This is a genomic window from Roseomonas rosulenta (genome assembly GCF_016106005.1).
Taxonomy (GTDB): Bacteria; Pseudomonadota; Alphaproteobacteria; order Acetobacterales; family Acetobacteraceae; genus Neoroseomonas; species Neoroseomonas rosulenta.
The window spans coordinates 1-22,453 of sequence record NZ_JACADR010000047.1; the positions used below are offsets into that span (position 1 = coordinate 1).

At 72.0% G+C, this 22,453-nt stretch carries 21 protein-coding genes and 1 pseudogene; 10 read left to right on the plus strand and 12 right to left on the minus strand.

Translation table 11 applies throughout. From position 1 onward, the window contains the following. Positions 1-118 precede the first annotated feature (118 nt). Positions 119-1,273 carry a homoserine O-acetyltransferase MetX gene (metX, locus tag HW578_RS08690; RefSeq protein ID WP_198370158.1) on the plus strand — a complete coding sequence of 385 codons (1,155 nt, stop codon included), beginning with the start codon at positions 119-121 and terminating at the stop codon, positions 1,271-1,273. Between the two features lie 238 nt (positions 1,274-1,511). On the opposite strand, the gene HW578_RS08695 is transcribed toward metX (HW578_RS08690), so the two are convergent. From HW578_RS08695 to HW578_RS08705, 3 genes are read right to left on the minus strand one after another with little or no spacing between them, the layout of a single operon-like run. Next, entirely contained in the window at positions 1,512-2,531 is a 1,020-nt protein-coding gene (locus HW578_RS08695) for a methyltransferase (protein ID WP_198370159.1), read from the minus strand. A gap of 5 nt (positions 2,532-2,536) precedes the next feature. Continuing rightward, on the minus strand, positions 2,537-3,529 hold the full coding sequence (locus HW578_RS08700) for a Bug family tripartite tricarboxylate transporter substrate binding protein (protein ID WP_198370160.1): 993 nt from the start codon (positions 3,527-3,529) through the stop codon (positions 2,537-2,539). Between the two features lie 27 nt (positions 3,530-3,556). Next, complete coding sequence (locus HW578_RS08705; RefSeq protein WP_198370161.1) at positions 3,557-4,018, minus strand: MarR family winged helix-turn-helix transcriptional regulator; 462 nt, start codon at positions 4,016-4,018, stop codon at positions 3,557-3,559. 248 nt (positions 4,019-4,266) lie between these two features. On the opposite strand from HW578_RS08705, the pseudogene metX (HW578_RS08710) reads away from it, so the two are divergent. The 3 genes and pseudogenes from metX (HW578_RS08710) to HW578_RS08720 all read left to right on the plus strand — a co-directional run. Further along, a pseudogene (gene metX, locus HW578_RS08710) lies at positions 4,267-4,503 on the plus strand (homoserine O-acetyltransferase); the annotation flags it as partial. 188 nt (positions 4,504-4,691) lie between these two features. Then, complete coding sequence (locus HW578_RS08715; protein WP_198370162.1) at positions 4,692-5,780, plus strand: methyltransferase; 1,089 nt, start codon at positions 4,692-4,694, stop codon at positions 5,778-5,780. A gap of 262 nt (positions 5,781-6,042) precedes the next feature. Further along, positions 6,043-7,203 (plus strand): benzoate/H(+) symporter BenE family transporter, encoded by a 1,161-nt coding sequence (locus HW578_RS08720; RefSeq protein WP_198370163.1) that lies wholly within the window; start codon positions 6,043-6,045, stop codon positions 7,201-7,203. A 95-nt stretch (positions 7,204-7,298) separates the two neighbouring features. Here HW578_RS08720 and HW578_RS08725 read toward each other — a convergent pair whose 3' ends face one another. The 7 genes from HW578_RS08725 to trxB all read right to left on the minus strand — a co-directional run bounded on the left by HW578_RS08725 (position 7,299) and on the right by trxB (position 13,849). Continuing rightward, on the minus strand, positions 7,299-8,258 hold the full coding sequence (locus HW578_RS08725; RefSeq protein ID WP_198370164.1) for a Bug family tripartite tricarboxylate transporter substrate binding protein: 960 nt from the start codon (positions 8,256-8,258) through the stop codon (positions 7,299-7,301). A 76-nt stretch (positions 8,259-8,334) separates the two neighbouring features. Continuing rightward, positions 8,335-9,315 carry a Bug family tripartite tricarboxylate transporter substrate binding protein gene (locus HW578_RS08730; RefSeq protein WP_198370165.1) on the minus strand — a complete coding sequence of 327 codons (981 nt, stop codon included), beginning with the start codon at positions 9,313-9,315 and terminating at the stop codon, positions 8,335-8,337. Positions 9,316-9,391: 76 nt separating this feature from the next. Further along, positions 9,392-10,384 (minus strand): Bug family tripartite tricarboxylate transporter substrate binding protein, encoded by a 993-nt coding sequence (locus HW578_RS08735; protein ID WP_198370166.1) that lies wholly within the window; start codon positions 10,382-10,384, stop codon positions 9,392-9,394. 73 nt (positions 10,385-10,457) lie between these two features. After that, positions 10,458-10,748, minus strand: coding sequence for a chaperone modulator CbpM (locus tag HW578_RS08740; RefSeq protein ID WP_198370167.1), 291 nt, complete (start codon positions 10,746-10,748; stop codon positions 10,458-10,460). Then, complete coding sequence (locus HW578_RS08745; RefSeq protein ID WP_198370168.1) at positions 10,745-11,653, minus strand: DnaJ C-terminal domain-containing protein; 909 nt, start codon at positions 11,651-11,653, stop codon at positions 10,745-10,747. Before HW578_RS08745 ends, HW578_RS08740 begins: the two co-directional genes overlap by 4 nt. A 328-nt stretch (positions 11,654-11,981) precedes the next feature. After that, entirely contained in the window at positions 11,982-12,875 is an 894-nt protein-coding gene (locus HW578_RS08750) for a LysR family transcriptional regulator (protein WP_198370169.1), read from the minus strand. After that, positions 12,875-13,849, minus strand: a complete 975-nt coding sequence (gene trxB / locus HW578_RS08755) for a thioredoxin-disulfide reductase (protein ID WP_198370170.1) — start codon at positions 13,847-13,849, stop codon at positions 12,875-12,877. The genes HW578_RS08750 and trxB overlap by 1 nt, the downstream gene beginning before the upstream one ends. 145 nt (positions 13,850-13,994) lie before the next feature. On the opposite strand from trxB, the gene HW578_RS08760 reads away from it, so the two are divergent. Beyond that, positions 13,995-14,474, plus strand: coding sequence for an Lrp/AsnC family transcriptional regulator (locus HW578_RS08760; protein WP_198370171.1), 480 nt, complete (start codon positions 13,995-13,997; stop codon positions 14,472-14,474). Continuing rightward, a complete protein-coding gene (locus tag HW578_RS08765; protein ID WP_198370172.1) occupies positions 14,471-16,153 on the plus strand; it encodes a DUF6311 domain-containing protein in 1,683 nt (560 codons plus the stop codon). The genes HW578_RS08760 and HW578_RS08765 overlap by 4 nt, the downstream gene beginning before the upstream one ends. Here HW578_RS08765 and HW578_RS08770 read toward each other — a convergent pair. Beyond that, positions 16,128-17,204 carry a malate/lactate/ureidoglycolate dehydrogenase gene (locus HW578_RS08770; protein ID WP_198370173.1) on the minus strand — a complete coding sequence of 359 codons (1,077 nt, stop codon included), beginning with the start codon at positions 17,202-17,204 and terminating at the stop codon, positions 16,128-16,130. The genes HW578_RS08765 and HW578_RS08770 overlap by 26 nt on opposite strands. After that, the gene (locus HW578_RS08775) at positions 17,201-18,175 is read right to left on the minus strand and encodes a Bug family tripartite tricarboxylate transporter substrate binding protein (protein ID WP_198370174.1); all 975 of its coding nucleotides are present in this window, start codon (positions 18,173-18,175) and stop codon (positions 17,201-17,203) included. Before HW578_RS08775 ends, HW578_RS08770 begins: the two co-directional genes overlap by 4 nt. A 126-nt stretch (positions 18,176-18,301) precedes the next feature. Here HW578_RS08775 and HW578_RS08780 point away from each other — a divergent pair, with 126 nt between their 5' ends. From HW578_RS08780 to HW578_RS08795, 4 genes are all read left to right on the plus strand, one after another. Then, the gene (locus HW578_RS08780) at positions 18,302-19,510 is read left to right on the plus strand and encodes a patatin-like phospholipase family protein (protein ID WP_198370175.1); all 1,209 of its coding nucleotides are present in this window, start codon (positions 18,302-18,304) and stop codon (positions 19,508-19,510) included. Continuing rightward, positions 19,507-20,700, plus strand: a complete 1,194-nt coding sequence (locus tag HW578_RS08785) for a patatin-like phospholipase family protein (RefSeq protein ID WP_198370176.1) — start codon at positions 19,507-19,509, stop codon at positions 20,698-20,700. Before HW578_RS08780 ends, HW578_RS08785 begins: the two co-directional genes overlap by 4 nt. 43 nt (positions 20,701-20,743) lie before the next feature. Further along, positions 20,744-21,949, plus strand: coding sequence for a patatin-like phospholipase family protein (locus tag HW578_RS08790; RefSeq protein ID WP_198370177.1), 1,206 nt, complete (start codon positions 20,744-20,746; stop codon positions 21,947-21,949). A gap of 47 nt (positions 21,950-21,996) precedes the next feature. Continuing rightward, on the plus strand, positions 21,997-22,453 hold a 457-nt coding region (locus HW578_RS08795; protein ID WP_198370178.1), incomplete at its 3' end, for a glycosyl hydrolase 108 family protein.

The window sequence follows — 22,453 nt, forward strand, 5'->3', positions numbered from 1 at the left end:
GGGGCTGCCCTCCGGCGGCGGCGCTACGCGCGCGCCGGCCATGCGCCGGCGGGCCGGTGTCCGCCCCCGAAGCGTCGCCGTTGCGGCGCCGGCGCGGCGGCCCTAAGCATCGCTGGCCATGTCTCAGGCCATCGCCCCCCTGCCGGAGGTCGACCACCAGCATGTCGTCTTCGCCGACGGCCTGCCGCTGGATTGCGGCGCCGTGGTCGCGCCGCTGGTCGTGGCCTGGCGGTCCTATGGCCGGCTGAATGCCGCGAAGACCAACGCCGTGCTGGTCTGCCACGCGCTGACCGGGGACCAGTACCTGGCCGAAGCCCACCCCGTCACCGGCAAGCCCGGCTGGTGGGAGAGCATCGTCGGCCCGGGCAAGCCGCTGGATACCGACCGCTACTTCATCGTCTGCGCCAATGTACTGGGCGGGTGCATGGGCAGCACCGGCCCGCGGTCGGAGATGACGGATGCCGAGGGGCGGGGGCTCGGCCGGCCCTGGGGCACCGATTTCCCGCAGGTGACCATCCGCGACATGGTGCGCGCGCAGAAGCGGCTGATGGAGCACCTGGGTGTCGCGCGCTGGCTGGCGGTGGTCGGCGGGTCGATGGGCGGGATGCAGGTGCTGGAATGGGCGGCGACCTATCCGGATGCCGTGCTGGCGGCCGCGCCCATTGCCTGCGCGGCGCATCATTCGGCGCAGAACATCGCCTTCCACGAGGTCGGGCGCCAGGCGATCCATGGCGACCCGGACTATGCCGGCGGGCGGTACTGGGAGTCGGGACGCATCCCGGCGCGCGGGCTGGCGGTGGCGCGGATGGTGGCGCACATCACCTACCTGTCGGAGCAGGCGCTGACGCGGAAATTCGGGCGGCGTTTGCGCGGGGCGTCCGCGCTGACCTTCCTGGAGGACGTGTTCGAGGTGGAGAGCTACCTGCGCCACCAGGGCAGCACCTTCGTGCAGCGCTTCGACGCGAATTCCTACCTGACCATCACCCGCGCGATGGATTTCTTCGACCTGGCGGCGGAGCACGAGGGCGACCTCTCGGCGGCCTTCCGCGGGACGCCGACGCGGTTCTTCCTGGCGTCGTTCAGCAGCGACTGGCTGTTCCCGACGTCAGAAAGCCGGGCGGTGGTGCGTGCGCTGAACGCGGCGGGGGCGAGCGTGTCCTTCGTGGAGATCGCGAGCGACAAGGGGCATGACGCGTTCCTGCTGGAGGAACCGGAGTTTCATGCGGCGCTGGGTGGCTTTCTGCGCGGCGCGGCGGAGAAGGCGGGGGTTTAGGGGACTGTCCCTGTCGCGGCACGGACTGGCTGCGGGGTGCGGTGAGCCGACTCCCGACCCTCAAGGTAACCCAAGGGCCTGCGTCCTGCCGCCCAGCCGCCAGCCCTGACCTGCTCGCCCTTTCATGACAGACTCCGGCCCGTCCGGCACCGCGATACCGGCGGTGCGCTCCGCATCGGTGCCATCGCATCACAGCCACGCATGCCCGATCCGACATCGCGCTTCGCCTTGGTCCGGGTCACGCAACTGCCTCGACGATGCTCCAGGGCGTGCGGGTCGGCAGCACCCGTCGAACGCCCAGGCCCACGGCGCCGAGCAGCGCGCCGTATTCGCTCAAGGTCCTTTCCCGCCCGCCGGTCCGTACCAGCATGTTGAGGTCGGAAAGTGCGTGGCCCTGCGCCACGGGCGTCGGCGTCGCGTGTTCCTCGGGCAGGCGCTCGATCAGCAGCAGCCGGCCGCCCTCGGCCAGCGCCGCCCGGCACCGCACGAGCAGCGCCATGGCCTCGGCATCGTTCCAGTCATGAACGACGCGCGACAGGATCAGCGCGTCGCCACCTTCCGGGATGGCGGCGAACATGTCGCCTGCGACTAGGCGGCAGCGCGCGGCAATGCCCGCCTGCTCCAGCAGCGCCGGGGCGCCGGCCACCACCTCCGCCCGGTCGAGCAGCGTGCCCGACAGATGCGCATGGGCGATGAGGACCGCCGCGATCATCTGCCCGCGCCCACCGCCGACATCCACGACATGCCGGAGACCGCCGAAATCGTAGGCATTCGCCACCGCCCGGGCGACGAGCGCCGCCGAGGCCGCCATGCCCGCCGCATAGTCCGCCAGCAAGGCCGGGTCGCGCTCATAGCGGGCCATCCAGTCCTCCGCGCCGAAGGCGTGGCGCGCGCCGGTCTCTCCGGTGCGCACGCAGTCCTCGAGCGCGTCCCAGGTCCGGCGGGCATCCTCGTGTCCCCACCACAGCACCAGCCCGCGCGCCGAGCCAGGCCCCTCCACCAGGCGGACGCCGAGCGGGCCGAGGGCGAAGCGCCCGTCTGGCCCCTCCGCGAAAACCTCGAAGGTGGCGAGCGCCCGCAGCAGGCGACGCAGCGCCGGCGCGTACGTGCCAGTCGCCGCGGCGAGATCTTCGGCGCCGCGCGGCCCGGCAGCGAGCAGGTCGGGCAGGCCCATCCGCGTGGCGGCATGCAGCGCGCGCGAGCCCTGCCAGGCGGAGGCCAGGCGGAACAGAGCCGCGTCGGCGGAAGCTTCGGCCATGGCGCCTACTCCGCGCGGATGTTGGCGGCGCGGGCGACCTCGCCCCAGCGGGCATTCTCCTGCGCGACATAGGCGGTCAGCGCCGCGCGACCGAGCCCACGATTGGGGCCGGAGCCGAGCTCCGCCAGGCGGCCCGAGACCTCAGGCCGCGCGAGCGAGGCCTGCACCTCCGCATGCAACCGGTCGGCGATCGCATCCGGCAGGCCGGCGGGCGCGCCGAGGCTGATCCAGACGCTCGAGACCATGTCCGGGAAGCCCTGCTCGCGGAAGGTCGGCACGTCCGGCCAGCCGGCGAGCCGTTCGGCCAGGGAGATCGCGATGATGCGAATGCGGTCGTTGCCCGCGACGTCGGGCAGCGAGGGGACGATGGCGTCGAGCCGGCCGGCGATCACATCCGCCACCGCCGGCGCGTTCGACCCGCGATAGGGCACATGCGTGAGTTCGACGCCGGTCAACCGGCGGAAGCGCTCGATCGTCGCATGGGCGGAGGAGCCGTTGCCGTTGGTGCCGACCGTGAGCCCAGCCGGCGCGCGCCGCGCCGCGGCGATGAAGTCGCCGAGGCTGCGGATCGGCGAGGCCGCGGAGACGCCGAGCACCAGCGGCAACTCGGCCATGACGGCGATGTGGGTGAAGTCGCGCACGGCGTCATAGGGCACGGCCGGATAGACCGCCGGCGCGACCGCGTGGGACTGCACGGAGAAGACGCCCGTCGTGTAGCCGTCGGGTGCGGCCTTCGCGACGAGGTCGCCGGCGATCGTGCCGCCCGCACCCGGCTTCGGGTCCACCACGACCTGCTGCCCGAGCGACGCCGCCACGGGCTGCAGCACCAGCCGCGCGATCACGTCCATCGTGCTGCCCGGGCCGTTCGAGAGGATCAGCCGGACCGGGCGCGTCGGCCAGGCCTGGGCGAGTGCGGGCGCCGGCAGGGCTAGCGCGAAGGCTGCAAGAAGGCTTCGCCGGCCCGGCAGGGCCGGGCGGCGGTCGCGGACGATGCTCATGATGCGAACTCCCTGTCGCGGGGTGGGTCAGGCCGGCGGTTTTCTGGGGCGTGGCGGGCGGCGGTTGTGGCCGGGCCGGGCGTAGCTGCCATGGGCCTCGACGATGCGGGTCATGAACTCGATCAGCTTCTCGCGCTCCTCCGGCGCGAGGGGGGCCATGATCCGCTGGTTGGCGGCGCGCGCATGCGGGCCGAGGCGCTCGCGCAACTCCCGCCCTTCGGCGGTCAGGTGCAGGACGTTGGCGCGGCGGTTCGCGGCATCGGGTTGCCTGTTCACCAGACCGCGGCGGACGAGGCGCTCCACGGCCTGGCTGGTGGTCGCCTTGTCCACGCTGAGTCGGTCGGCAAGCGTTTGCTGGTCGATGCCCGGCGCCGCGTGGAGGTTCGTCAGCGTGGCGTATTCCACGCGGCTGAGATCCTCGGGATCCCAGATCTCTGCGTGGAAGCCCAGGCAGACCTGGTTCAGCTTATGGGCCAGGAAGCCGAGCACATTGTGGCCGGGCGCGATGATGCTGCGCGGTCCGGCCGCGGCGGTGACCTGGGGTGCTTTGGTCGGCTCGGCAGGGCGGGGTAGCTTGTTCATCGGACTCTAACTGTTAGAATACGAACAGTTAGAACGAAGAGAGAGGGGGCCGTCAAGACGAATTCTCGTCCCGGCCGCCCAAGGCCGGCATTGACTCACGACCGGTCGAGCGAGCGCCACCGCCGCGGAGTGTCCACTTCGGGCGGCGCCCAGATGGCGGTTCGGTGGGCGCGGGGACGCGGTTCTTCCTGGCGTCGTTCAGCAGCGACTGGCTGTTCCCGACCTCGAAGAGCCGCGCCGTGGTGCGCGCGCTGAACGCGGCGGGGGCGAGCGTGTCCTTCGTGGAGATCGCCTCCAACAAGGGGCATGACGAGTTCCTGCTGGAGGAGCCGGGGTTTCATGCGGCATTGGGGGGATTCCTGAGAGGGGCGGCGGAGAAGGCGCGGGTTTAGGAGCCGCTCTCTGCGGAGGAGCGGAATGGCCGCAAAGGGCGGAAAGCTGACTCCCGGACAAGGCACATTGTAGAGTTTGGTTGTACCGATGATGCCCCACGGCGGTGTCGGTTGACGTACCCTGACACGCAGGCGGACCGCCGAGGTATCGATCGTCATCGTAGGGTAGTCGCGGGAGGGCACCAACCATGCCCGAGAGCCGGATCCGGGAGCCAGCCGCGGCCGAAGCCGGTCGGGGATCCTTCATCGGTGGCGCCGGCAGCACCACCGACGCGTCGGTCGAGCTGATGCGGCTGATCAACGCGTACCAGCTCTCCCAAGCCCTGCACGTCGCCGCCTCGCTCGGCGTCGCGGATCATCTGAAGGACGGCCCGCAGACGAGCGACACCCTGGCGCAGGCCTGCGGCGCGGATCCGGGCTCGCTGTACAGGCTGATGCGCGCCCTGGCCGCGGTCGGCATCTTCCACGAGGCCAAGGGCCAGCGCTTCTCGCTCACGACGCTCGGAGCCTGTCTGACCGGCGATGCACCGGGCTCGCGCCGCGATTACGCCCGTTGGATCGGAACCCCGGGCATGTGGCAGTCATGGGGGAACCTCCTGCACAGTGTGCGCACCGGGGAAGGCGCGGCCGAGTTCACCGCCGGGGTGGATGCCTGGACCTACCGCGACCAGCACCCGGAGGAGCGCGCCGTGTTCGACGCCGCGATGACGGCCCTCTCGCGAGCCGAGGCACAGGCGGTGATCGAGGCCTACGACTTTGGCCGGTTCGGCTGCATCGTCGACATCGGCGGCGGCGAGGGCCAGTTGTTGACGGCCATCCTGCTCGCCTGCCCTGGCGCAGAGGGCATCCTCTTCGACCAGCCGAAGGTCGCCGCCTCGGCGAAGCGGGTGCTCTCCTCGGCGGGGCTGGGGCAGCGCTGCGAGGCCGTCGGGGGTGACTTCTTCGAGTCCGTCCCTGGCGGCGGGGACGCCTACGTCATGAAATCCGTCCTGCACGACTGGGACAACGCTGCGGCGGCCCGCATCCTGCGCAGTTGCCGCCGCGCAATGCCGCCGGGGGCGAGCCTGCTCGCGATCGAGCGGCTGGTCGGGCCGCCCAACGAGGACCCGAGCGGCAAGTTCTTCGACCTGAACATGCTGGTGCAATACGGCGCACAGGAGCGCACGCGCGAGGAGTTCCAGGCGCTTCTGAGGATCGGCGGTTTCGATCTCATTGACGTCGTCACGACCCGCTCTGCCCTGAGCATCATCGTCGCCACGCCATCGCCTGCGGAATGATGGCGAGGAACCCGGCGCAAGGCTGATAACGTTCCGGTCGGGCAGCCTCGGCATAGGTCATCCGGCCAGACGCGTCCTGCGCATGATCCGAACGCGGTGATTGTTGCTCGGGCCGCCGGAGCGTCGATATCGTTATCGCGCAGCGTGCGGATGCGCCCGGTACATGGGATCTGTCGGCAGCGCAGCGGTCCGCGTCACTGGTGGCGTGGTGCGCCGTGTCCCTGGCGTGTTTCGCACCTGCCCGTGTGGTGCGAGGACCGTGATGTACGCGCCCATAGCCGCCGGCCTGTTGGCCGCCTTCGTCGGATTTGCCGGGTCCTTCGCCGTCGTGCTGCAGGGCCTGGCAGCCGTCGGGGCATCGCCCGCCCAGGCGGCGTCGGGGCTCATGGCTCTCTGCATCGCCAAGGGTCTCGCAGGAATCGTGCTCAGTCTGCGCTATCGCATGCCGATCAGCGCCGCCTGGTCCACGCCAGGCGCGGCGCTGCTGGTGACGACGGGTGCGGTGGAGGGAGGCTTCGCGGCGGCGACCGGTGCCTTTTTGCTGACCGGGGTGCTTCTGGCCCTGGCGGGGATGTGGAGGCCCCTCGGACGATGGGTGTCCGCCATTCCCCCCGCGATCGCCAATGCCATGCTGGCCGGCATCCTGCTGGCGCTGTGCCTGGCGCCGGCGCACGCGGTCGCCGAGGCCCCGGTCGCCGGCCTGCTGATCGTCGTCGCCTGGGCCGTGACGGCGCGGATCAACCGCCTGCTCGCGGTCCCCGTGGCCGTGCTGGTCACGCTGGCGGTGATCACCGCGACGGTGTCGCTGCCCGAAGGGTGGGCCGCGTCCGCCTGGCCGGCGCCGGTGGCCACGCTGCCGGTGGTCACCGTCCCCGCGGTCGTCGGCATCGCCCTGCCGCTCTTCATCGTCACCATGGCATCGCAGAACATCCCGGGCATCGCCGTGTTGAACGCCAATGGCTACCGGCCGGCGCCGGGTCCCCTGTTCACGGCCACGGGGCTGTTCAGCCTCGCCGCCGCGCCGTTCGGCGCGCATGCGGTGAACCTGGCCGCGGTCACAGCCGCGCTCTTCGCGGGGCCGGACGCGCATCCGGATCCCAGGAAGCGCTGGATCGCATCGGTGGTCGGCGGTGCGGGCTATATCGTGCTGGGGCTGTCGGCAGGCTTGGCCGTAGCCTTCGTCTCCGCGGCACCTTCGGTGCTGATCCAGGCGGTCGCGGGCCTCGCATTGCTCGGGTCCTTCAGCAGCGCGCTGCTCGGCGCGCTGTCGGAGGCGGAGGATCGTGAGGCGGCGACCGTCACCTTCCTCGTCGCGGGCTCAGGTCTTGCCTTCTTCGGTGTGGGTGCGGCCTTCTGGAGCCTGCTCGCAGGCCTCGCCTTGCGCGAGTTGCGGCATCGGGGCGCCGGGTACCGCGCGCGCTGAGCAACGCCGGCAGACCAACCGCTTCGGGCCGGTGCCGGTATTCTCAAACGGACTCTAAGCCATTTCGACATTACTCAGAGACAGGCCTTTCGACCTCACCCCGCCACAATCCCCTCCGCCCGCGCCACCCCCACCCAGTGGTCCCGGAACGCCGCCACGAACCCCTGGAACGACTCCCCCACCAGCAGCGGCGCGCGTGGCGGGGATGCCAGCTCCTCCAGCCGCTCCGCGATCTCCGGCCGCGCCAGGATGCCCGGGATGGCCGCCGAGATCCGCGCCGCCTCCGCCGCCGGCAGCCGCCGCGGCGCGCTCAGCCCGATCCACTGCGTCATGGTCGCGCGCCCGAAGCCGAGTTCCCCCACCGTCGGCACGTCCGGGAAGGCCGGCACGCGCCGCTCGGTCGAGACCACCAGTGCGCGCAGCGACCCATCCTTCAACTGCGCCACCAGCGTGGTGATCGGCGCGTTGATCGCCTCCACCTGCCCCGCCAGCAGATCCTGCAGCGCCGGCGGCGTGCCGCGATAGGGCACGTGGTCGAGGTTCGCCGCCCCTGCCTCCTTGCCGATCACCGCGCCCAGGAAATGTTCGGCCGACCCCACGCCGGATGAGCCGAAGCGCACCGGCCGCGTGCGCGCCGCCGCCAGCATGTCGGGCAGCGTCGCGTAGGGCGAGCGCGCCGTCACCACCATCACCGTCGGCGCCTCGGCCAGCATCCCCAGGTGCTGGAAATCCGCGACCGGATCGTAGGTGAGGGAGGGCAACACCCCCGGCGCGAAGCCGAAGGGAATGGCGTGGCTGACCGCGAGCGTCGCGCCGTCAGGCGTGCTCTTGGCGACCGCATCGGCGGCGATGGTGCCCGACGCGCCGGTGCGGTTCTCGACCACCACGCTCGCGCCCAGCGCCTCCCCCAGCGGCCCCGCCACCAGGCGCGCCACCACATCCGCGAGGCCCCCCGCCGGGAAGCCCGCGATCAGGCGAATGGTGCGCGTGCCTTGCGCGAGGGCAGGGGCTGCCAGCAGCCCGGGCAGGGCGAGCAGGTGGCGACGACGGATCATGGCGCGAAGGCTCCCCGGGGTGCGTTGGTCGCGCCCCGGTCAGCAATCCGCGTGCCGCGGCACCATCCCGCGCGCCTCAGTCCACCCGCGCGCCCGAGGCCCGGATGATCGGCGCCAGCGCCGCCTCGTTCGCCGCGCGATAGGTCGCGAACTCCTCGGGCGTCGTGTACCAGGGCGTGGCGCCGTTCTCGAGGAAGCGGCGGTTCAGGTCCTCGCTCTCGAGCGACTGCTTCGTGAGCGCATTCAGCCTTTCGATGATCGGCCGCGGCATCCCTGCCGGACCCATCACGCCGCCCCAGGAATTGATCTCGAAGCCCGGCAGGAACTCCGCCATGGTCGGGATCTCGGGCGCGGCCGGGCTGCGCTGCGCGCCGGTCACCGCCAGCGCGCGCACCTTGCCCTCGCGGTGCAGCGCGAGCCCCTGCGGGATGTTGTCGAAGATCATGTGGACGCGCCCGCCCTGGATATCGATGTGCGCGGGGGCGGCGCCGCGATAGGGCACGTGCAGCATGTCGATGCCCGCCATGGTCTTGAACATCTCGCCCGAGATGTGGACCGTGGTGCCCGACCCCGAGGACGCATAGGCATAGCGCCCCGGATTGGCGCGCAGCAGCGCGATCAGCTCCGGCACGGAGCGCGCCGGCACGTCGTTGTTCACCACCAGCAGGTTCGGCAACTGCCACAGCCCCGAGACGTAGGAGAAATCCCGCGCCGGGTTGAAGGGCAGGCGGCTGTAGAGCGTGGGTCCGATCGCGAGCGGCGCGACCGACGCCAGCCCGATGGTGGTGCCGTCCGGTGCGGCGCGCGCGATCGCCTCGGTGCCGATGTTGCCGGCCGAGCCCGCGCGGTTCTCGACCACGAACTGGTGGCCGGTGATCTCGCTCATCTTGATGCACCACAGGCGCGACAGGATGTCGGTGCCCCCGCCGGGCGGGAACAGGCCGATGAAGCGAATGGCGCCGCCCGGCCAGGCCGGTTGCGCGTATGCGGGTGCCGCGAGCGGCGCGGCGGCGATGGCGAGCAGGCTGCGGCGGCGCAGCGCGGCGGTGCTGGTCACGAACGTCTCCCTGGTGGCCTTGATGGCCTTGCCGGCATGGGACAGGCGAAGCCTGCGCCGCGTCAAGCGCCGCGCCTCACTCCACCACGGCGCCGGAAGCGCGGATCAGCGGGGCGAAGCGCGCCTCGTTGTCGCGTCGGAAATCCGCGAGCCCCTCCGGCGTGGTCCACCAGGTGGTGGCGCCGCCTTCCTCGTAGCGGCGCTTCACATCCGGGCTCTCCAGCGCCTGGCGGCCGAGCTCGTTCATGCGCGCCACCATCGCCGGCGGGATGCCCGCCGGGCCGCAGGCGCCGCCCCAGGAATTGATCTCGTAGCCCGGCAGGAACTCCGCCATGGCCGGGACCTCGGGCGCCTGTGGGCTGCGCGCGGCGCCGGTGGCCGCCAGCGGACGCACCTTGCCTTCGCGCGACATGCGGATGGCTTCGGGGAAATTGCCAAAGATCATGTCCACCCGCCCGCCCAGCAGGTCGACATAGGCCGGGCCGCCGCCGCGATAGGGCACGTGCAGGATGTTCACCCCGGCCATCTGCTTGAACATCTCGCCGGCGATGTGCAGCGTGGTGCCGGCGCCGGAACTCGCGAAGGTGTAGCGGCCGGGGTCGGCGCGGCACAGCGCGATGAGTTCGGGGATGTCGCGCGCCGGAAGGTCCGGGCGCGCCACGAGCAGGTTGGGCAGCTGCCACAGCCCGCAGATCCAGGTGAAGTCCCGCGTCACGTCGAAGGCCAGGCGCCGGTACAGCGTGGGCGCGATCGCCATGGAGGAGACGGAGGCGAGGCCGATGGTGGTGCCGTCCGGCGCGGCACGCGCGATCACCTCGGTGCCGACATTGCCGCCGGAGCCGCCGCGATTGTCCACCACGAATTGCTGGCCCGTGATCTCGGCCATGCGCTGGCACCAGATGCGGCTCAGCAGGTCGGTCGAGCCGCCCGGTGGGAAGATGCAGACATAGCGCACGGGACCGGCGGGCCAGGGGGCTTGCGCGAGGGCCGGGGCGGCCAGAGGTGCGACGGCCAGCGCGAAAGTTGCGCGGCGCGTCACGGCCCGGCACGCCGGGGCACGGTCGTCCATGGGCGTCGTCCTTCCCTGTGTCCCGGCGTGCGGCCGGGTTGGGGCCCATGGCACCCCGGCGGGACGCGGCGCGTCAAGCCGAAGCTGATGGTGCTTCGTCCTCCGCCGCGCCGAGTTGCTTCAGCCGTCGCCGCAGCGCGTAGATCTGGTCGAGCAGGGAGAGCACGACCGGCAGCGCCTCCTCGTTCACCGCGAGGTCGTGGCGCAGTTCCAGGATGAGGCGCACGCGCTCCACGTCGATCTCGCGGAAGCAGGGCGCGCCGGCCTCGACCTCGCAGCGCACGTGGCCCTCGGCGATCCAACGCCGCAGGTCGTCCGGGTCGAGCCGCGTGAAACGGGCGCACAGCACATCGAGCGTGATCATGCCTGACCCTCCATGCCGGCGCGCGGATCGGTGGGGTGCTCGGGTGTCCAGTCGCGCAGGAAGGCGTCCAGCGCGGCATCGGGCGGGCCGATCACGACGCGCAGCACCAGGAACAGGTCGCCGGCCGCGCGCGTGCCATGGGCCGCGACGCCCTTCCCGCGCAACCGGACCTGTCGCCCGGTGTCGCTGTGCGGGGGCAGCGTCACGCGTAGCGGGCCGAAGGGCGTGGGGACATCGACCTGCCCGCCGAGCACCGCCTCGCGCAGCGTGACCGGCAGGTCCATGCGCAGGTCGTTGCCGTCGCGCCGGTACAGCGGATGGTCCTGTACCTGGAGCTCGATCAGCGCATCGCCGGCCGGCCCGCCCTGCCAGCCTGCACCACCCTGGCCGCGCAGGCGCAGGACCTGGCCGGTTTCGACGCCGGGCGGGATCTTCACGCTGAGGGTGCGCCCGTCGGGCAGGGTCAGTACCTCGGTCGAACCGGCGACGGCGGACAGGAAGGGGACCGCCAGGCGGTAGGATTCGTCATCGCCGCGGCGCGGGGCGGCCTGGGCGCGGCGGCGGGCCTCGAAGAACTCGGCGAAGATGTCGTCGGGGGTGGGGCCGTCGCCGCGCGTGCCGTAGCGCGTGCCGGCCATGTCCTCGGCATAGTGGCGATAGCCGCCGGCGGGGCGCTGTTCCTGGCCCTCGGCGTCGATCTCGCCGCGGTCGAAGCGGGCGCGCTTGTCGGGATCGGACAGCAGGTCATGGGCGGCGGCGACGGCCTTGAAGCGTGCCTCGGCGTCGGGCTTGCCGGGATTCAGGTCAGGGTGGTGCTGGCGGGCGAGCTTGCGATACGCCTGCTTGATCGTCTCCGGCGTGGCGTCGCGCGATACGCCCAGGGTTTCGTAGGGATCGGCGGCCATGCCGGCGCATCCTCTGGAGCCACGCGGAGCCCTGGCCGGGCTTCGTGAGGGGCCCATCGTGCCTGCACCACCGATGGCGGTCCACCATCGGGTGGTGGTGGTGCCCTCGCCGCAAAAAGAAAGGCCCGGCAGCCACGAGGGCGCCGGGCCAAGTCAACAGGGAGGCTTCACGTCTGGGAGACGAGGGATCCGAAGGACCCCTTCCGACCAAGTCGCCGGATGACAAGGAAGATAGGTGCAGACGGGGCATGCGTGATTCCCGATATGCACCAATCCGATATGCGACACGCGCATGACTAAACGCACAGCCCCGTGATCCGCGTCACGGTCACCCCGCGCCGGCCGCCAGCTCCGCCATCAGGAAGTCCCGGAACACCGAGACGCGCTTCGAATGGCGCATCTCCTCCGGGTAGACGAAGAAGGCCTCGATCCGCGGCGCCTTCACCCCGGGCAGCACCTGCACCAGGTCGTCGAGCTGGTCGCCGATGTAGTCGGGCAGGGCCGCGAGGCCGAGGCCCGAGCGCACTGCCTCGAGCATGCCGGGCAGGGAATTGATCTCGATCGCCGCACGGCGCGGCGCGCCGGCGCGCCGGCCCGCCTCGGCCAGCCAGTTGATATTGTCGATCGGCGGGCGGTAGTCGCCATAGACGATCAGGCGATGGGCATCGAGGTCCTCGACCCGCTGCGGGATGCCCGTGGTCTTCAGGTAGCCCGCGGTACCGCAGACCTTCCAGCCGAAGGTCGCGATATGGCGCTGGATCAGGTCGGGCTGCCGCGGCGGATGCATGCGGATCGCCACGTCCGCCTCCCGCATCGCGAGGTCGAGGTCGGAATCGTCCAGCAGTAGGGTCACGCTGATCTCGGGATGCGCATCGAGCATCCGGCGCAGCCGCGGCGCCAGCCAGGCGCTGCCGAAGCCGGTGGTGGTGGTCACCTTCAGCCGGCCGGCGGCGCGTTCGCGGCTCTCGGTCAGCAGCGCCTCGGTCATCGCCAGCTTGGCGAAGACCTCGCGCACCGTGCGGTTCAGCGTCTCGCCCTGCTCGGTCAGGATCAGGCCGCGCGCATGGCGGTGGAACAGCGGGACGGTCAGCGCTTCCTCAAGCGCCTGGATCTGACGCGAGACGGCGGATTGGCTGAGGTTCAGCGTCTCGCCGGCATGCGTGAAGGACCCTGCCTCGGCCACCGCGTGGAAGACGCGCAGCTTGTCCCAGTCGATCGGCATCAGGCGGCGACCTGCTCGGTCTCGGCATCGGCGGCGGCGAGGAATTTCTCCGCCTCCAGCGCCGCCATGCAGCCGGTGCCGGCCGCGGTGACCGCCTGGCGATAGACGCGGTCCTGCACGTCGCCGGCGGCAAACACGCCGGGCACCGAGGTGCGCGTGGTGCCGGGCTGGGTGCGGATGTAGCCCTCGGCGTCCATCTCGACCTGGCCCTGGAACAGCGCGGTGGCCGGCGCATGGCCGATCGCGACGAAGACTCCGTCCACCTTGAGCTCGCTGCGCTCCCCGGTCTTGGCATGGCGCAGCGCGAGGCCGCGGGCGACCGGCACGCGGCCGCCATCGTCGGCCAGCACGGCCTCCGTGATGGTGTCCCACAGCACGGTGACATTGGGCTTCGCGAAGAGCCGCTGCTGCAGGATCTTCTCGCTGCGCAGCGAATCGCGGCGGTGGATCAGCGTGACGTGGCGCGCGAGGTTGGAGAGGTACAGAGCCTCCTCGGTCGCGGAATTGCCGCCGCCGATCACCGCCACGTCCTTGCCGCGGTAGAAGAAGCCGTCACAGGTCGCGCAGGCGGACACGCCGAAGCCGCCGAGCTCCTTCTCGCCGGGGATGCCAAGCCAGCGGGCCTGGGCGCCGGTGGCGATGACCACCGCATCCGCCTCGTAGCCATCGCCCGAATCGCCGGTGGCGCGGAAGGGGCGACGCGACAGGTCCACGCCCGTGATCACGTCGAACACCACGCGCGCGCCGACATGCTCGGCCTGCTTCTGCATCTGCTCCATCAGCCAGGGGCCCTGGATGGCCTCGGCGAAGCCCGGATAGTTCTCGACATCCGTGGTGATGGTGAGCTGCCCGCCCGGCTGGAGCCCCGCCACGACCATGGGTTCGAGACCCGCGCGCGCGGCATAGATCGCCGCCGTGTAGCCAGCCGGTCCGGCACCGATGATGAGCAGGCGGGTACGGTGCGTCTGGGCCACAGGACAATCCCGATTCTGTTGCGCTGCGCCGGATATCGGCCAGCCCTGCGCCCATCACAACCCTGATGTCTTGATGCTGCCGGCGCCTGCAATGATATTGCGCCCGGTCAAGCGACCGAGCAACGAAACAAGCGATCCCGCACCCATGCCCCGCGATCCCGACGACGCCGACCTCGATTCCGTGGACCGGCACATCCTGGCCGAGCTGCAGGATGATGGCCGGATGACCAATGTCGAGCTGGCGCGACGGGTGAACCTCTCGGCCCCGCCCTGCCTGCGCCGCGTGCGGCGGCTGGAGGAGGCGGGCGTGATTCGCGGCTACCACGCCGACATCGACCCGGTGGCGCTGGGCTGGGAGGTCACCTTCTTCGCCCTGGTCGGCCTCGAATCCCAGAAGCAGAGCGTGCTCGATGCCTTCGAGGCGCTGGCCACCTCCTGGCCCGAGGTGCGCGAATGCCACATGATCCGGGGCGGCGGGGATTTCCTGCTGCGCCTGGTCGCGCGCGACACGGCGCATGAGAACGAGCTCACCGGCCGGCTGACCGCCGCGCCGGCGGTGATGCGCGTGCAGACGCTGCAGACCATCCGCACGGCCAAGGACGCCGCGGGGGTGCCGATCGGATGAATCCGCCCCGCCTGGGCGAGACGGCCGCGGCGCTGGGGATCGGCGCCGCGGTCTTCGTGGCGCTGCTCGGCCCCGGCGTGCTGGACCCGGCGAACATCGCCTGGATGCAGCGCAACGACCCGGCGCAGTACTACCTCGGCTGGACCTTCTTCCGCGCGACGCCCTGGGGCTGGCCGCCCGCCGCCAACCCGCTGTTCGGGACCGAGATCGCCTCGACCATCTTCTTCACCGACGTGGTGCCGCTGATGGCGCTGGTGATGAAGGCGACGATCGCGCCCGTCACCGGCCCCTGGCAGTACCACGGCGCCTGGCTGCTGCTGTGCTTTGCCCTGCAGGCGGCCTTCGCGCAGCGCATCGCGGCGCTGTTCCTGCCCGACGCGGCATCGCGGCTGATGGTGGCGGCACTGGCCTGCTTCGCGCCGGTTCTGCTGTGGCGGCTGAACGGCCCGCACGCGATGACCGGCCACTATGCGCTGATGGCGCAGTGGCTCCTGCTGGCGGCCGGATGGCTCTGCCTGCGCCCGCCGCCGGCGTCGCAGGCGCTGGCCTGGGTGGTGCTGGGCGTGCTGGCGGCGCTGATCCACCCCTATCTGTTGGCCATGGTGCTGGCGGGATGGGCGGCGGACCTGCTGCGCCGGGGCTGGCGCGCCGGCCTGTACGTCGAGGTCGCGGCGATGGCCGTGGGCGTCGCGGGCGGGCTTTGGGTCGCGGGGTTTCGCATGCTGCCGGGCGGGGGGATGACGGAGCCCGGCTTCGGTCTTTACCGCGCCAACCTGCTGACGCTGCTCGACCCGCAGGGCTGGTCGTTGCTGATCGGCGGGGGGCGCTGGGGCGCCGGCGACTATGAGGGCTTCGGCTTTCTCGGCCTCGGCGGCATTGTGGCGCTCCTCGGTGCGCTCTGGCTGATCCGGCGCGATCCGCCGCGCCTGCCCTCGCGCGGGCGTTGGCCCTTGCTGGCGGTGGTGCTGGCTCTCGCGGCCTTCGCCGTATCGAACGTTGTGGCGCTCGGCCCCGTCGTGCTGGCGGTCATCCCGGTGCCGGCGCCGCTCGAACCCCTGCTCGCGATATTCCGCGCCTCGGGCCGCATGATCTGGCCGCTGCACTACCTCGTGCTGCTGGGCGCTGCCATCCTGCTGGCGCGGCGGCTCGGGCCGGGCCGCGCGCCGCTCGCGCTGGGACTGATCCTGGCGTTGCAGGTCGCCGACGGGGTGCGCGGCTGGCTGCCGGCCGCGGTCCTCGCGCGCATCACGGGGCCGGCCTGGACGACGCCGCTCCATGACCCGTTCTGGGATGAGGCCGCGGGGCATTACGAACGCCTGCGGCGCATCCCGGCCGCCAATGCGGCGCCGGGCTGGGTGCCGCTGGCCTACCTGGCGGCGACGCATGGCATCGGCACCGATTCCGTCTACCTCGCCCGCGTGGCGCGCGAACCGCTGGCGGCGCTGCGCGCGCGCGGCGCGGAGATGGTCGCGACCGGCCGCTTCGACCCGGCGGAGTTCTATGTGCTGGATGATGCCTCGGCCTGCGCGGCGGCGGCGCGCATCGATGCCGGGCGCGACCTGCTGGTGAACCTCGATGGCATGAACGTGCTCGCGCCGGGATGGCTGGCGGGCCGCCCGGCGCCGGCTGCCGGGCGTACCATCGCGTGCGATGTCAGCGCACCGCCGGGATCGCGTTGATCCCGAGGGACTGCGCTGCGCGCACGAGGTTGCCCCAGGTGGTCGGATCGACCGGAATTCCCTCGGCCAGCCGCCGCGCCTTGGTGATGCGCTCCTTTTCGCCGGCCACCAGCACCGGGTTCTCCGGATCGGCGGGCGGGGAGGCCTTCACGTCGGCGATCACCGCCGCGAGCTCGCTGCGGAAGGCGTCGATATCCCCGAAGCGCGCCGGGTCCAGCACGAAGGCCAGCCAGGAATTGACGATGCCGCGCTCGCGCAGTTCCGGCCGCCAGGCGGTGGCGCCGCCCAGCAGCGCGCCGGCCAGGATCTCGCAGACCAGCGCCAGGCCGTAGCCCTTGTGCGCGCCGAAGGACAGCAGCGCGCCGCGCGGCGTGTCGCGATACAGCACGCCGGGGTCGGTGGTGGGCTGGCCGCGCGCATCGACCAGCGCGCCCTCCGGCACCGCCCGCCCGGCATTGAACGCCACGCGGCACTTGCCCAGCGCGATCGCCGAGGTGGCGAAGTCCAGCACCAGCGGCTGCCCGTCGCGCCTGGCCGGCGGGATGGTGATGCAGACCGGATTGGTCGAAAGCCGCCCGTCCGACCCGCCGAAGGGTGCGACCGCCGGCGCGCCCGACACGCCATTGACGAAATGGACGGAGATCATCCCCGCCGCGGTCGCCTGCTCACCATAGGTGCCCACGCGTCCAATATGGTGGACGTTGCGCAGACCCATCACCGCATGGCCATGCGCCCGCGCCGCGCCGATCGCCCAGTCCATCGCGATCCGTCCGACCTGCTGGCCATACCCCATCCGCCCGTCGAACAGCGCGAGGGACGGTTCCTGCCGGATCACCTCCGGCATCGCGTTGGGATGCAGCTTCCCTTCCCGCACATGGTCCACGTAGCGCGGCAGCAGCATGATGCCGTGGCTGTCATGGCCCTGCAGGTTGGCTTCGAGCAGGTGGCGCGCGACCTCCTCGGCTTCCGCCGGCGCGCTGCCGGTCGCGGCGACGATGGCGCGCAGCAGCTCGGCCAGCGCGCCTGCCTCGACCAGGACTTCGTCGCTCATGATTCCTTCCACGGGCGGCGCTGCCACAATCCGCGCAGCGTCGTCTCCAGCGCGGCGACGTCCGCGCGGTACTCGGTGCCGATGCGCGGCGCCAGTGGCAGGCCCAGGCGCTGCGCCTCGCGCACGAAGTCGGTGTCGGCAAGGGCGGCGCGGAAGGCGGCTTCCAACCTCTCGCGGATCTCGGCGGGCAGGCCGGGTGGGGCGACGATGCCGCGCGTGGCGCCGCTGACCAGGTCCTGCCCCTGCTCGCGGAAGGTCGGCACGTCGGGCGTGCCGGACCAGCGCGTGGCCGAGGCCTGGCCCAGCGCGCGGATCCGCCCGGCCTGCAGCAGCGCCAGGCTCTCGCTCATGTTGAAGGCGCCGACATCGAGATGCCCGCCGACCAGCGCGGTGGACAGCGGCGCCATGCCGTTGAAGGGCACATGCGTCATCGCCGGCATGCCGGCCAGGTCCTCGAGTGCGATGACGAGCAGGTGGTCGTCCGAGCCGATGCCCGTGCTGCCGTAGCTGATCTGCCCCGGCCGCGCCTTGGCCGCCGCCACCAGGTCGGCCAGCGTGCGGATCGGCGAACTGGCGCCGACGAAAAGCCCGCCGGGGTCGTCCACCACATTGGCGATGAAGGTGAAGTCCAGCGCGCGATACCGCACCGCGCGCTCCATCGGATAGGTGACCAGCGCCGGGACGGAGGTCGCCGCGAGCGTGTAGCCATCGGGCGCCGCGGCAAAGACGGCCTCCCAGCCCAGCTGCCCGCCGGCGCCGGCGCGGTTCACCACGACGAAGCGCACGCCGGGCAGGCGCGCCTGCACCACCGGCAGCACCATGCGCGCCATGGTGTCCACCCCGCCGCCGGGCGGATAGGGAACGATGACCTCGATCGGCCGGTCGGCCGGCCAGGCGGCGTGGCCCAGGCGCGGCAATCCCAGGGTGCCGGCGGCGGCGAGCGCGCCGAGCACGTGGCGGCGGGTGGTCATGGCGTTCCTCCGATGGGCACTCTGTTGGGGGGAGAGTGACGGCACTCCGGATTTCCTGCAAACACGTCGCGACGCGCCGCGAGCCTGGCATTGCGCGGCGCCGGCACCACGGCGGAGACTTCGTCCATGACCGGATTTCCTGCGCGCCGCAGGGCGCTGCTGGCCCTTGGCGCTGCCGGAACCCTTGGCCTGCCGGGTTGTGCGGCCCCGGTCCGCGGCACGGCGGTGCCGCGTGACAAGGTGCTGGCCGCGCAGGTGCTGGGCGTGCCGAACGAACGCTTCATGGTGGCAAGCCCCGAAGGCCAGCGCGCCATCGAGGCGGAGTTCATCTCCGCCACCGAGCGCATGCGCACGCGCCTTGCGCTGCGGCCCGGCCAGCCGCTGCCGAAGCTGAACCTGCTCTCGGTCTCGGGCGGCGGGGAGAACGGGGCCTTCGGCGCCGGGCTGCTCTGCGGCTGGTCGGAGCTGGGCACGCGGCCGGAGTTCAACCTCGTGACAGGGGTGAGCACCGGCGCGCTGACCGCGCCCTTCGCCTTCCTCGGGCGCGACTACGACCCGCAGCTGCGCTCGGTCTATACCGACCTCACGCTGCGCGACATCGCCGAATCCCGCGGCCTGATCGCCGCGGTGTTCGACGACGCCCTGGCCGACACCACGCCGCTGTTCCGCACCATCTCGCGCTACCTGGACCAGGACATGCTGGCGGCGATCGCGCGCGCGTACCAGGGCGGCCGGCTGCTGCTGATCGGCAGCACGCACCTCGATGCGCAGGTGCCGGTGATCTGGAACATCGGCGCCATCGCCGCGAGCGGCCACCCGCGCGCGCTGGAGACGGTGCGCCGCATCCTGCTGTCCTCCGCTTCCATTCCCGGGGCCTTCCCGCCCGTGATGTTCGACGTGACCGTGGACGGGCAGCCCCACCAGGAGATGCACGTCGATGGCGGGGCCTTCGCGCAGGCCTTCCTGTACCCAACCTCGGTCGGGCGCGGCCGGCGCGAGCGCATCGCGCGCGGCACCTCGGCGCGCGACGTCGAGGCCTACATCATCCGCAACGGACGGCTCGACCCGGAATGGGCCGCGGTGGAACGCCGCACGCTCGGCATCACGGGGCGGGCCATCTCCACCATGATCGCCGCCAGCGGCTACAACGACGTGGTGCGCATGTACAACAACACGCAGCGCGACGGGATCGGCTTCAACCTCGCCTTCATCGGCAGCGACTTCACCGAGGAACTTCCCGCGCCCTTCGACCAGGGCTTCATGCGCGCGCTGTTCCAGTACGGCTACGAGCGCGGCCGGCGCGGCTACGACTGGGCGAGCAGGCCGCCGCTGTGAGCGCGACCCCCCGCCGCACCCTGCTCGCCGGATCCGGCGCGCTGCTCGCCGGTTGCGCGCTGCCCGAGCGCGGCGCGCCCGTGCCGCAGGCCGCCACGAGCGGCACGACCGTGCTCGGCGTGCCGAACGAACGCTTCGTGCTGCCGCAAGACCTGCCCGCCATCGAGGCCGCGTTCCGCGAGGCCGGCCAGCGGCGCATGCGCCACCTGGGCCTGAGCCACCCGTCGCAGCTGCCGCGCTTCCAGCTGCTCGGTGTCTCCGGCGGCGGCGAGGACGGCGCCTTCGGCGCAGGCCTGCTCTGCGGCTGGACCGAGCACGGCACGCGCCCGGAATTCGAGCTGGTGACGGGCGTGAGCACCGGCGCGCTGACCGCGCCCTTCGCCTTCCTGGGACGCGAGTGGGATGGCGCGCTGCGCAGCGTCTACACCGACATCACGCCGGGCGACGTGCTTCGATCGCGCGGGCTGCTTGCCGCCATCTTCGACGATGCGCTGGCGGACACCGCGCCGCTGTACCGCACCATCTCCCGCTACCTCGATGAGCGCATGCTGGCCGCGATCGCGCGCGGGCACGAGGCGGGGCGGCTGCTGCTGATCGGATCCACCAACCTCGATGCGCAGCTGCCGGTCATCTGGAACGTGGGGGCGATCGCCGCCAGCGGGGACTCGCGCGCGCTGGGCCTGGTGCGGCGCATCCTGCTCGCCTCCGCCGCCGTGCCTGGCGCCTTCCCGCCAGTGATGTTCGACGTGGTGGCGAATGGCGCGCCGCACCAGGAGATGCACGTGGATGGCGGCGCCTTCGCCCAGGTCTTCCTCTACCCGCGCCAGGTGACCGAGCGGCGGCGCGAAAGGCTGCGGCGCGGCCAGCCGGTGGTGCCGGCCACCGCCTACATCATCCGCAACGGGCGGCTCGATGCGCAGTGGGCAGCGGTGGACCGGCGCGCCATGTCGATCGCCGGGCGCGCCATCGCCACCATGATCGCGTCCTCCGGCTACAACGACGTGGTGCGGATATGGAACACCGCGCTACGCGACGGGATCGACTACAACCTCGCCTACATCACGCGCGACTTCACCGGCACCTATCGCGAACCCTTCGAGCAGGCCTACATGCGTGCGCTGTTCGACTTCGGCTATCAGCGCGCCCGGCGTGGCTACGACTGGGTGAAGCAGCCGCCGGGCGGGTCCTGACAGGTCTTCCAGCCCGTCCTCGACGTCCCATATCCTGGGCGCAATGAAGCGGTCCGTCCCGTCGCTCGCCCGCCGCGGCGCCCTGCTCGGGGGCGCGGGGCTGCTCGCCGGCTGCGCGCTGCCCGAGCGCGCCGACCCGGTGCCGATGGAGCGCGTCCGCAACGCGCAGGTCCTCGGCCTGCCGAACGAGCGCTTCTGCGTCACCGACCCCGTCGACCTGCCCCGCATCGTCGAGGAATTCAACCAGGCCGGACGCCGGCAGCGCGCCGCCTTCGGCCTGGGCCCGCGCGACAGGCTGCCTGATGGCCACATCATCGCCTTCTCCGGCGGGGGCGAGAACGGGGCCTTCGGCGCCGGCCTCGCCTGCGGCTGGACGGAGGCGGGCACGCGGCCGGCCTTCAACCTTGTCACCGGCATCAGCACCGGGGCGCTGACCGCGCCGCTGGTCTTCGCCGGCCCGCACCGCGATGCGCAGCTTCGCGCCGCCTATACCGAGATCACGGCCGCCGACGTGCTGGCCGAGCGCGGGCTGCTGGCCGCGCTGGTCGACGACGCGCTGTCCGACAGCGCGCCGCTGGCGCGCACCATCGCGCGCTTCCTCGACGAACCGCTGATGGCGGAGATCGCGCAGGGCTATGCGCGGGGCCGGCAGCTGGTGATCGCCACCACCAACCTCGATGCGCAGCGGCCGGTGGCGTGGAACCTCGGCGCCATCGCCGCCAGCGGGCATCCGCGCGCGCTGGAACTGTCGCGCCAGGTGCTGCTGGCCTCCGCCGCCGTGCCGGGCGTGTTTCCGCCGGTGATGATCGACGTGACGGTGGACGGCGTGCCCTACCAGGAGATGCATGTGGATGGCGGCACCTACGCGCAGGCCTACCTTTACCCGCCGGCGCTGGGCGACAGCCGGGCGGAGCGCATCCGCCAGGGGCTGACCCCGCCCGCCGTGACCGCCTATGTCGTGCGCAACAGCCGGCTTATGCCAAGCGGCGGGCCGGTGCGCCGGCGCGTCCTCCCGATCGCGAGCCGGGCCATCGCCACGCTGGTCAGCGCCGCCGGCGCGAATGACGTGTTCCGCATCCGGTCCACCGCGCTTCGGCACGGCATCGCCTTCCGCCTCGCCTATATCGAGGACGATTTCACGATCCAGGAGACCGAGCCCTTCGAGCAGAACTTCCTGCGTACGCTCTTCGCCTATGGCCATGACAAGGCGCGCAACGGCTATCCCTGGAAGGACGCGCTGCCGGGCTGAGCGCGCGCGCAAGGCTTCCTTAACCGCCGTGGCGGCAGGGTGGCGGCATGGCCACCACCCAGGACCGCTTCGCCGCCTGCAGCGCGACCGTCATGGCGGCGCGCGGCGGCTTCACGCCGCATGACGCTCTGGTCGATGGGCCCGCGGCGCATGGCATCGGGCTCGGGCTGCTCTCGGTCTGGGTCGGCGGCCCGGCGGATGCGCAGGCGCTGCGCGACCTGGGCCGCGACGGTGCGGCGCGCATCCTTCGCGCCATGGTCTGGGCGCCGCTGCGTGCCGAACGCCTTCCGCCGGGACCGGACCTCGCGCTCTTCGCCTATGCGGTCGAGGCCGGGACCATGCAGGCGCTGGCCGACCTGCAGCGACACCTCGGCGTCGAGCAGAGCGGCGCGCCCGATGCGGCGACGCTGGCGGCCGCGCGGGCGCATGACCCTGCTGCGCTGGCGCGCGCCATCGCGACGGCCCAGAATGCCTGGCGCCGCGCGCGCGGGCTGCCGGCGCCGG

Excerpts from the sequence above, each read along its gene's own strand:
- HW578_RS08760 (WP_198370171.1), top strand. The coding sequence starts at position 13,995 with ATGCCCCGCGATCCCGACGACGCCGACCTCGATTCCGTGGACCGGCAC.
- HW578_RS08720 (WP_198370163.1), top strand. The coding sequence starts at position 6,043 with ATGTACGCGCCCATAGCCGCCGGCCTGTTGGCCGCCTTCGTCGGATTT.
- HW578_RS08725 (WP_198370164.1), bottom strand. The coding sequence starts at position 8,258 with ATGATCCGTCGTCGCCACCTGCTCGCCCTGCCCGGGCTGCTGGCAGCC.
- HW578_RS08790 (WP_198370177.1), top strand. The coding sequence starts at position 20,744 with ATGAAGCGGTCCGTCCCGTCGCTCGCCCGCCGCGGCGCCCTGCTCGGG.
- HW578_RS08735 (WP_198370166.1), bottom strand. The coding sequence starts at position 10,384 with ATGGACGACCGTGCCCCGGCGTGCCGGGCCGTGACGCGCCGCGCAACT.
- HW578_RS08700 (WP_198370160.1), bottom strand. The coding sequence starts at position 3,529 with ATGAGCATCGTCCGCGACCGCCGCCCGGCCCTGCCGGGCCGGCGAAGC.
- HW578_RS08780 (WP_198370175.1), top strand. The coding sequence starts at position 18,302 with ATGACCGGATTTCCTGCGCGCCGCAGGGCGCTGCTGGCCCTTGGCGCT.
- metX (WP_198370158.1), top strand. The coding sequence starts at position 119 with ATGTCTCAGGCCATCGCCCCCCTGCCGGAGGTCGACCACCAGCATGTC.
- HW578_RS08775 (WP_198370174.1), bottom strand. The coding sequence starts at position 18,175 with ATGACCACCCGCCGCCACGTGCTCGGCGCGCTCGCCGCCGCCGGCACC.
- HW578_RS08740 (WP_198370167.1), bottom strand. The coding sequence starts at position 10,748 with ATGATCACGCTCGATGTGCTGTGCGCCCGTTTCACGCGGCTCGACCCG.
- HW578_RS08770 (WP_198370173.1), bottom strand. The coding sequence starts at position 17,204 with ATGAGCGACGAAGTCCTGGTCGAGGCAGGCGCGCTGGCCGAGCTGCTG.
- HW578_RS08765 (WP_198370172.1), top strand. The coding sequence starts at position 14,471 with ATGAATCCGCCCCGCCTGGGCGAGACGGCCGCGGCGCTGGGGATCGGC.
- HW578_RS08750 (WP_198370169.1), bottom strand. The coding sequence starts at position 12,875 with ATGCCGATCGACTGGGACAAGCTGCGCGTCTTCCACGCGGTGGCCGAG.
- HW578_RS08715 (WP_198370162.1), top strand. The coding sequence starts at position 4,692 with ATGCCCGAGAGCCGGATCCGGGAGCCAGCCGCGGCCGAAGCCGGTCGG.
- HW578_RS08745 (WP_198370168.1), bottom strand. The coding sequence starts at position 11,653 with ATGGCCGCCGATCCCTACGAAACCCTGGGCGTATCGCGCGACGCCACG.
- HW578_RS08695 (WP_198370159.1), bottom strand. The coding sequence starts at position 2,531 with ATGGCCGAAGCTTCCGCCGACGCGGCTCTGTTCCGCCTGGCCTCCGCC.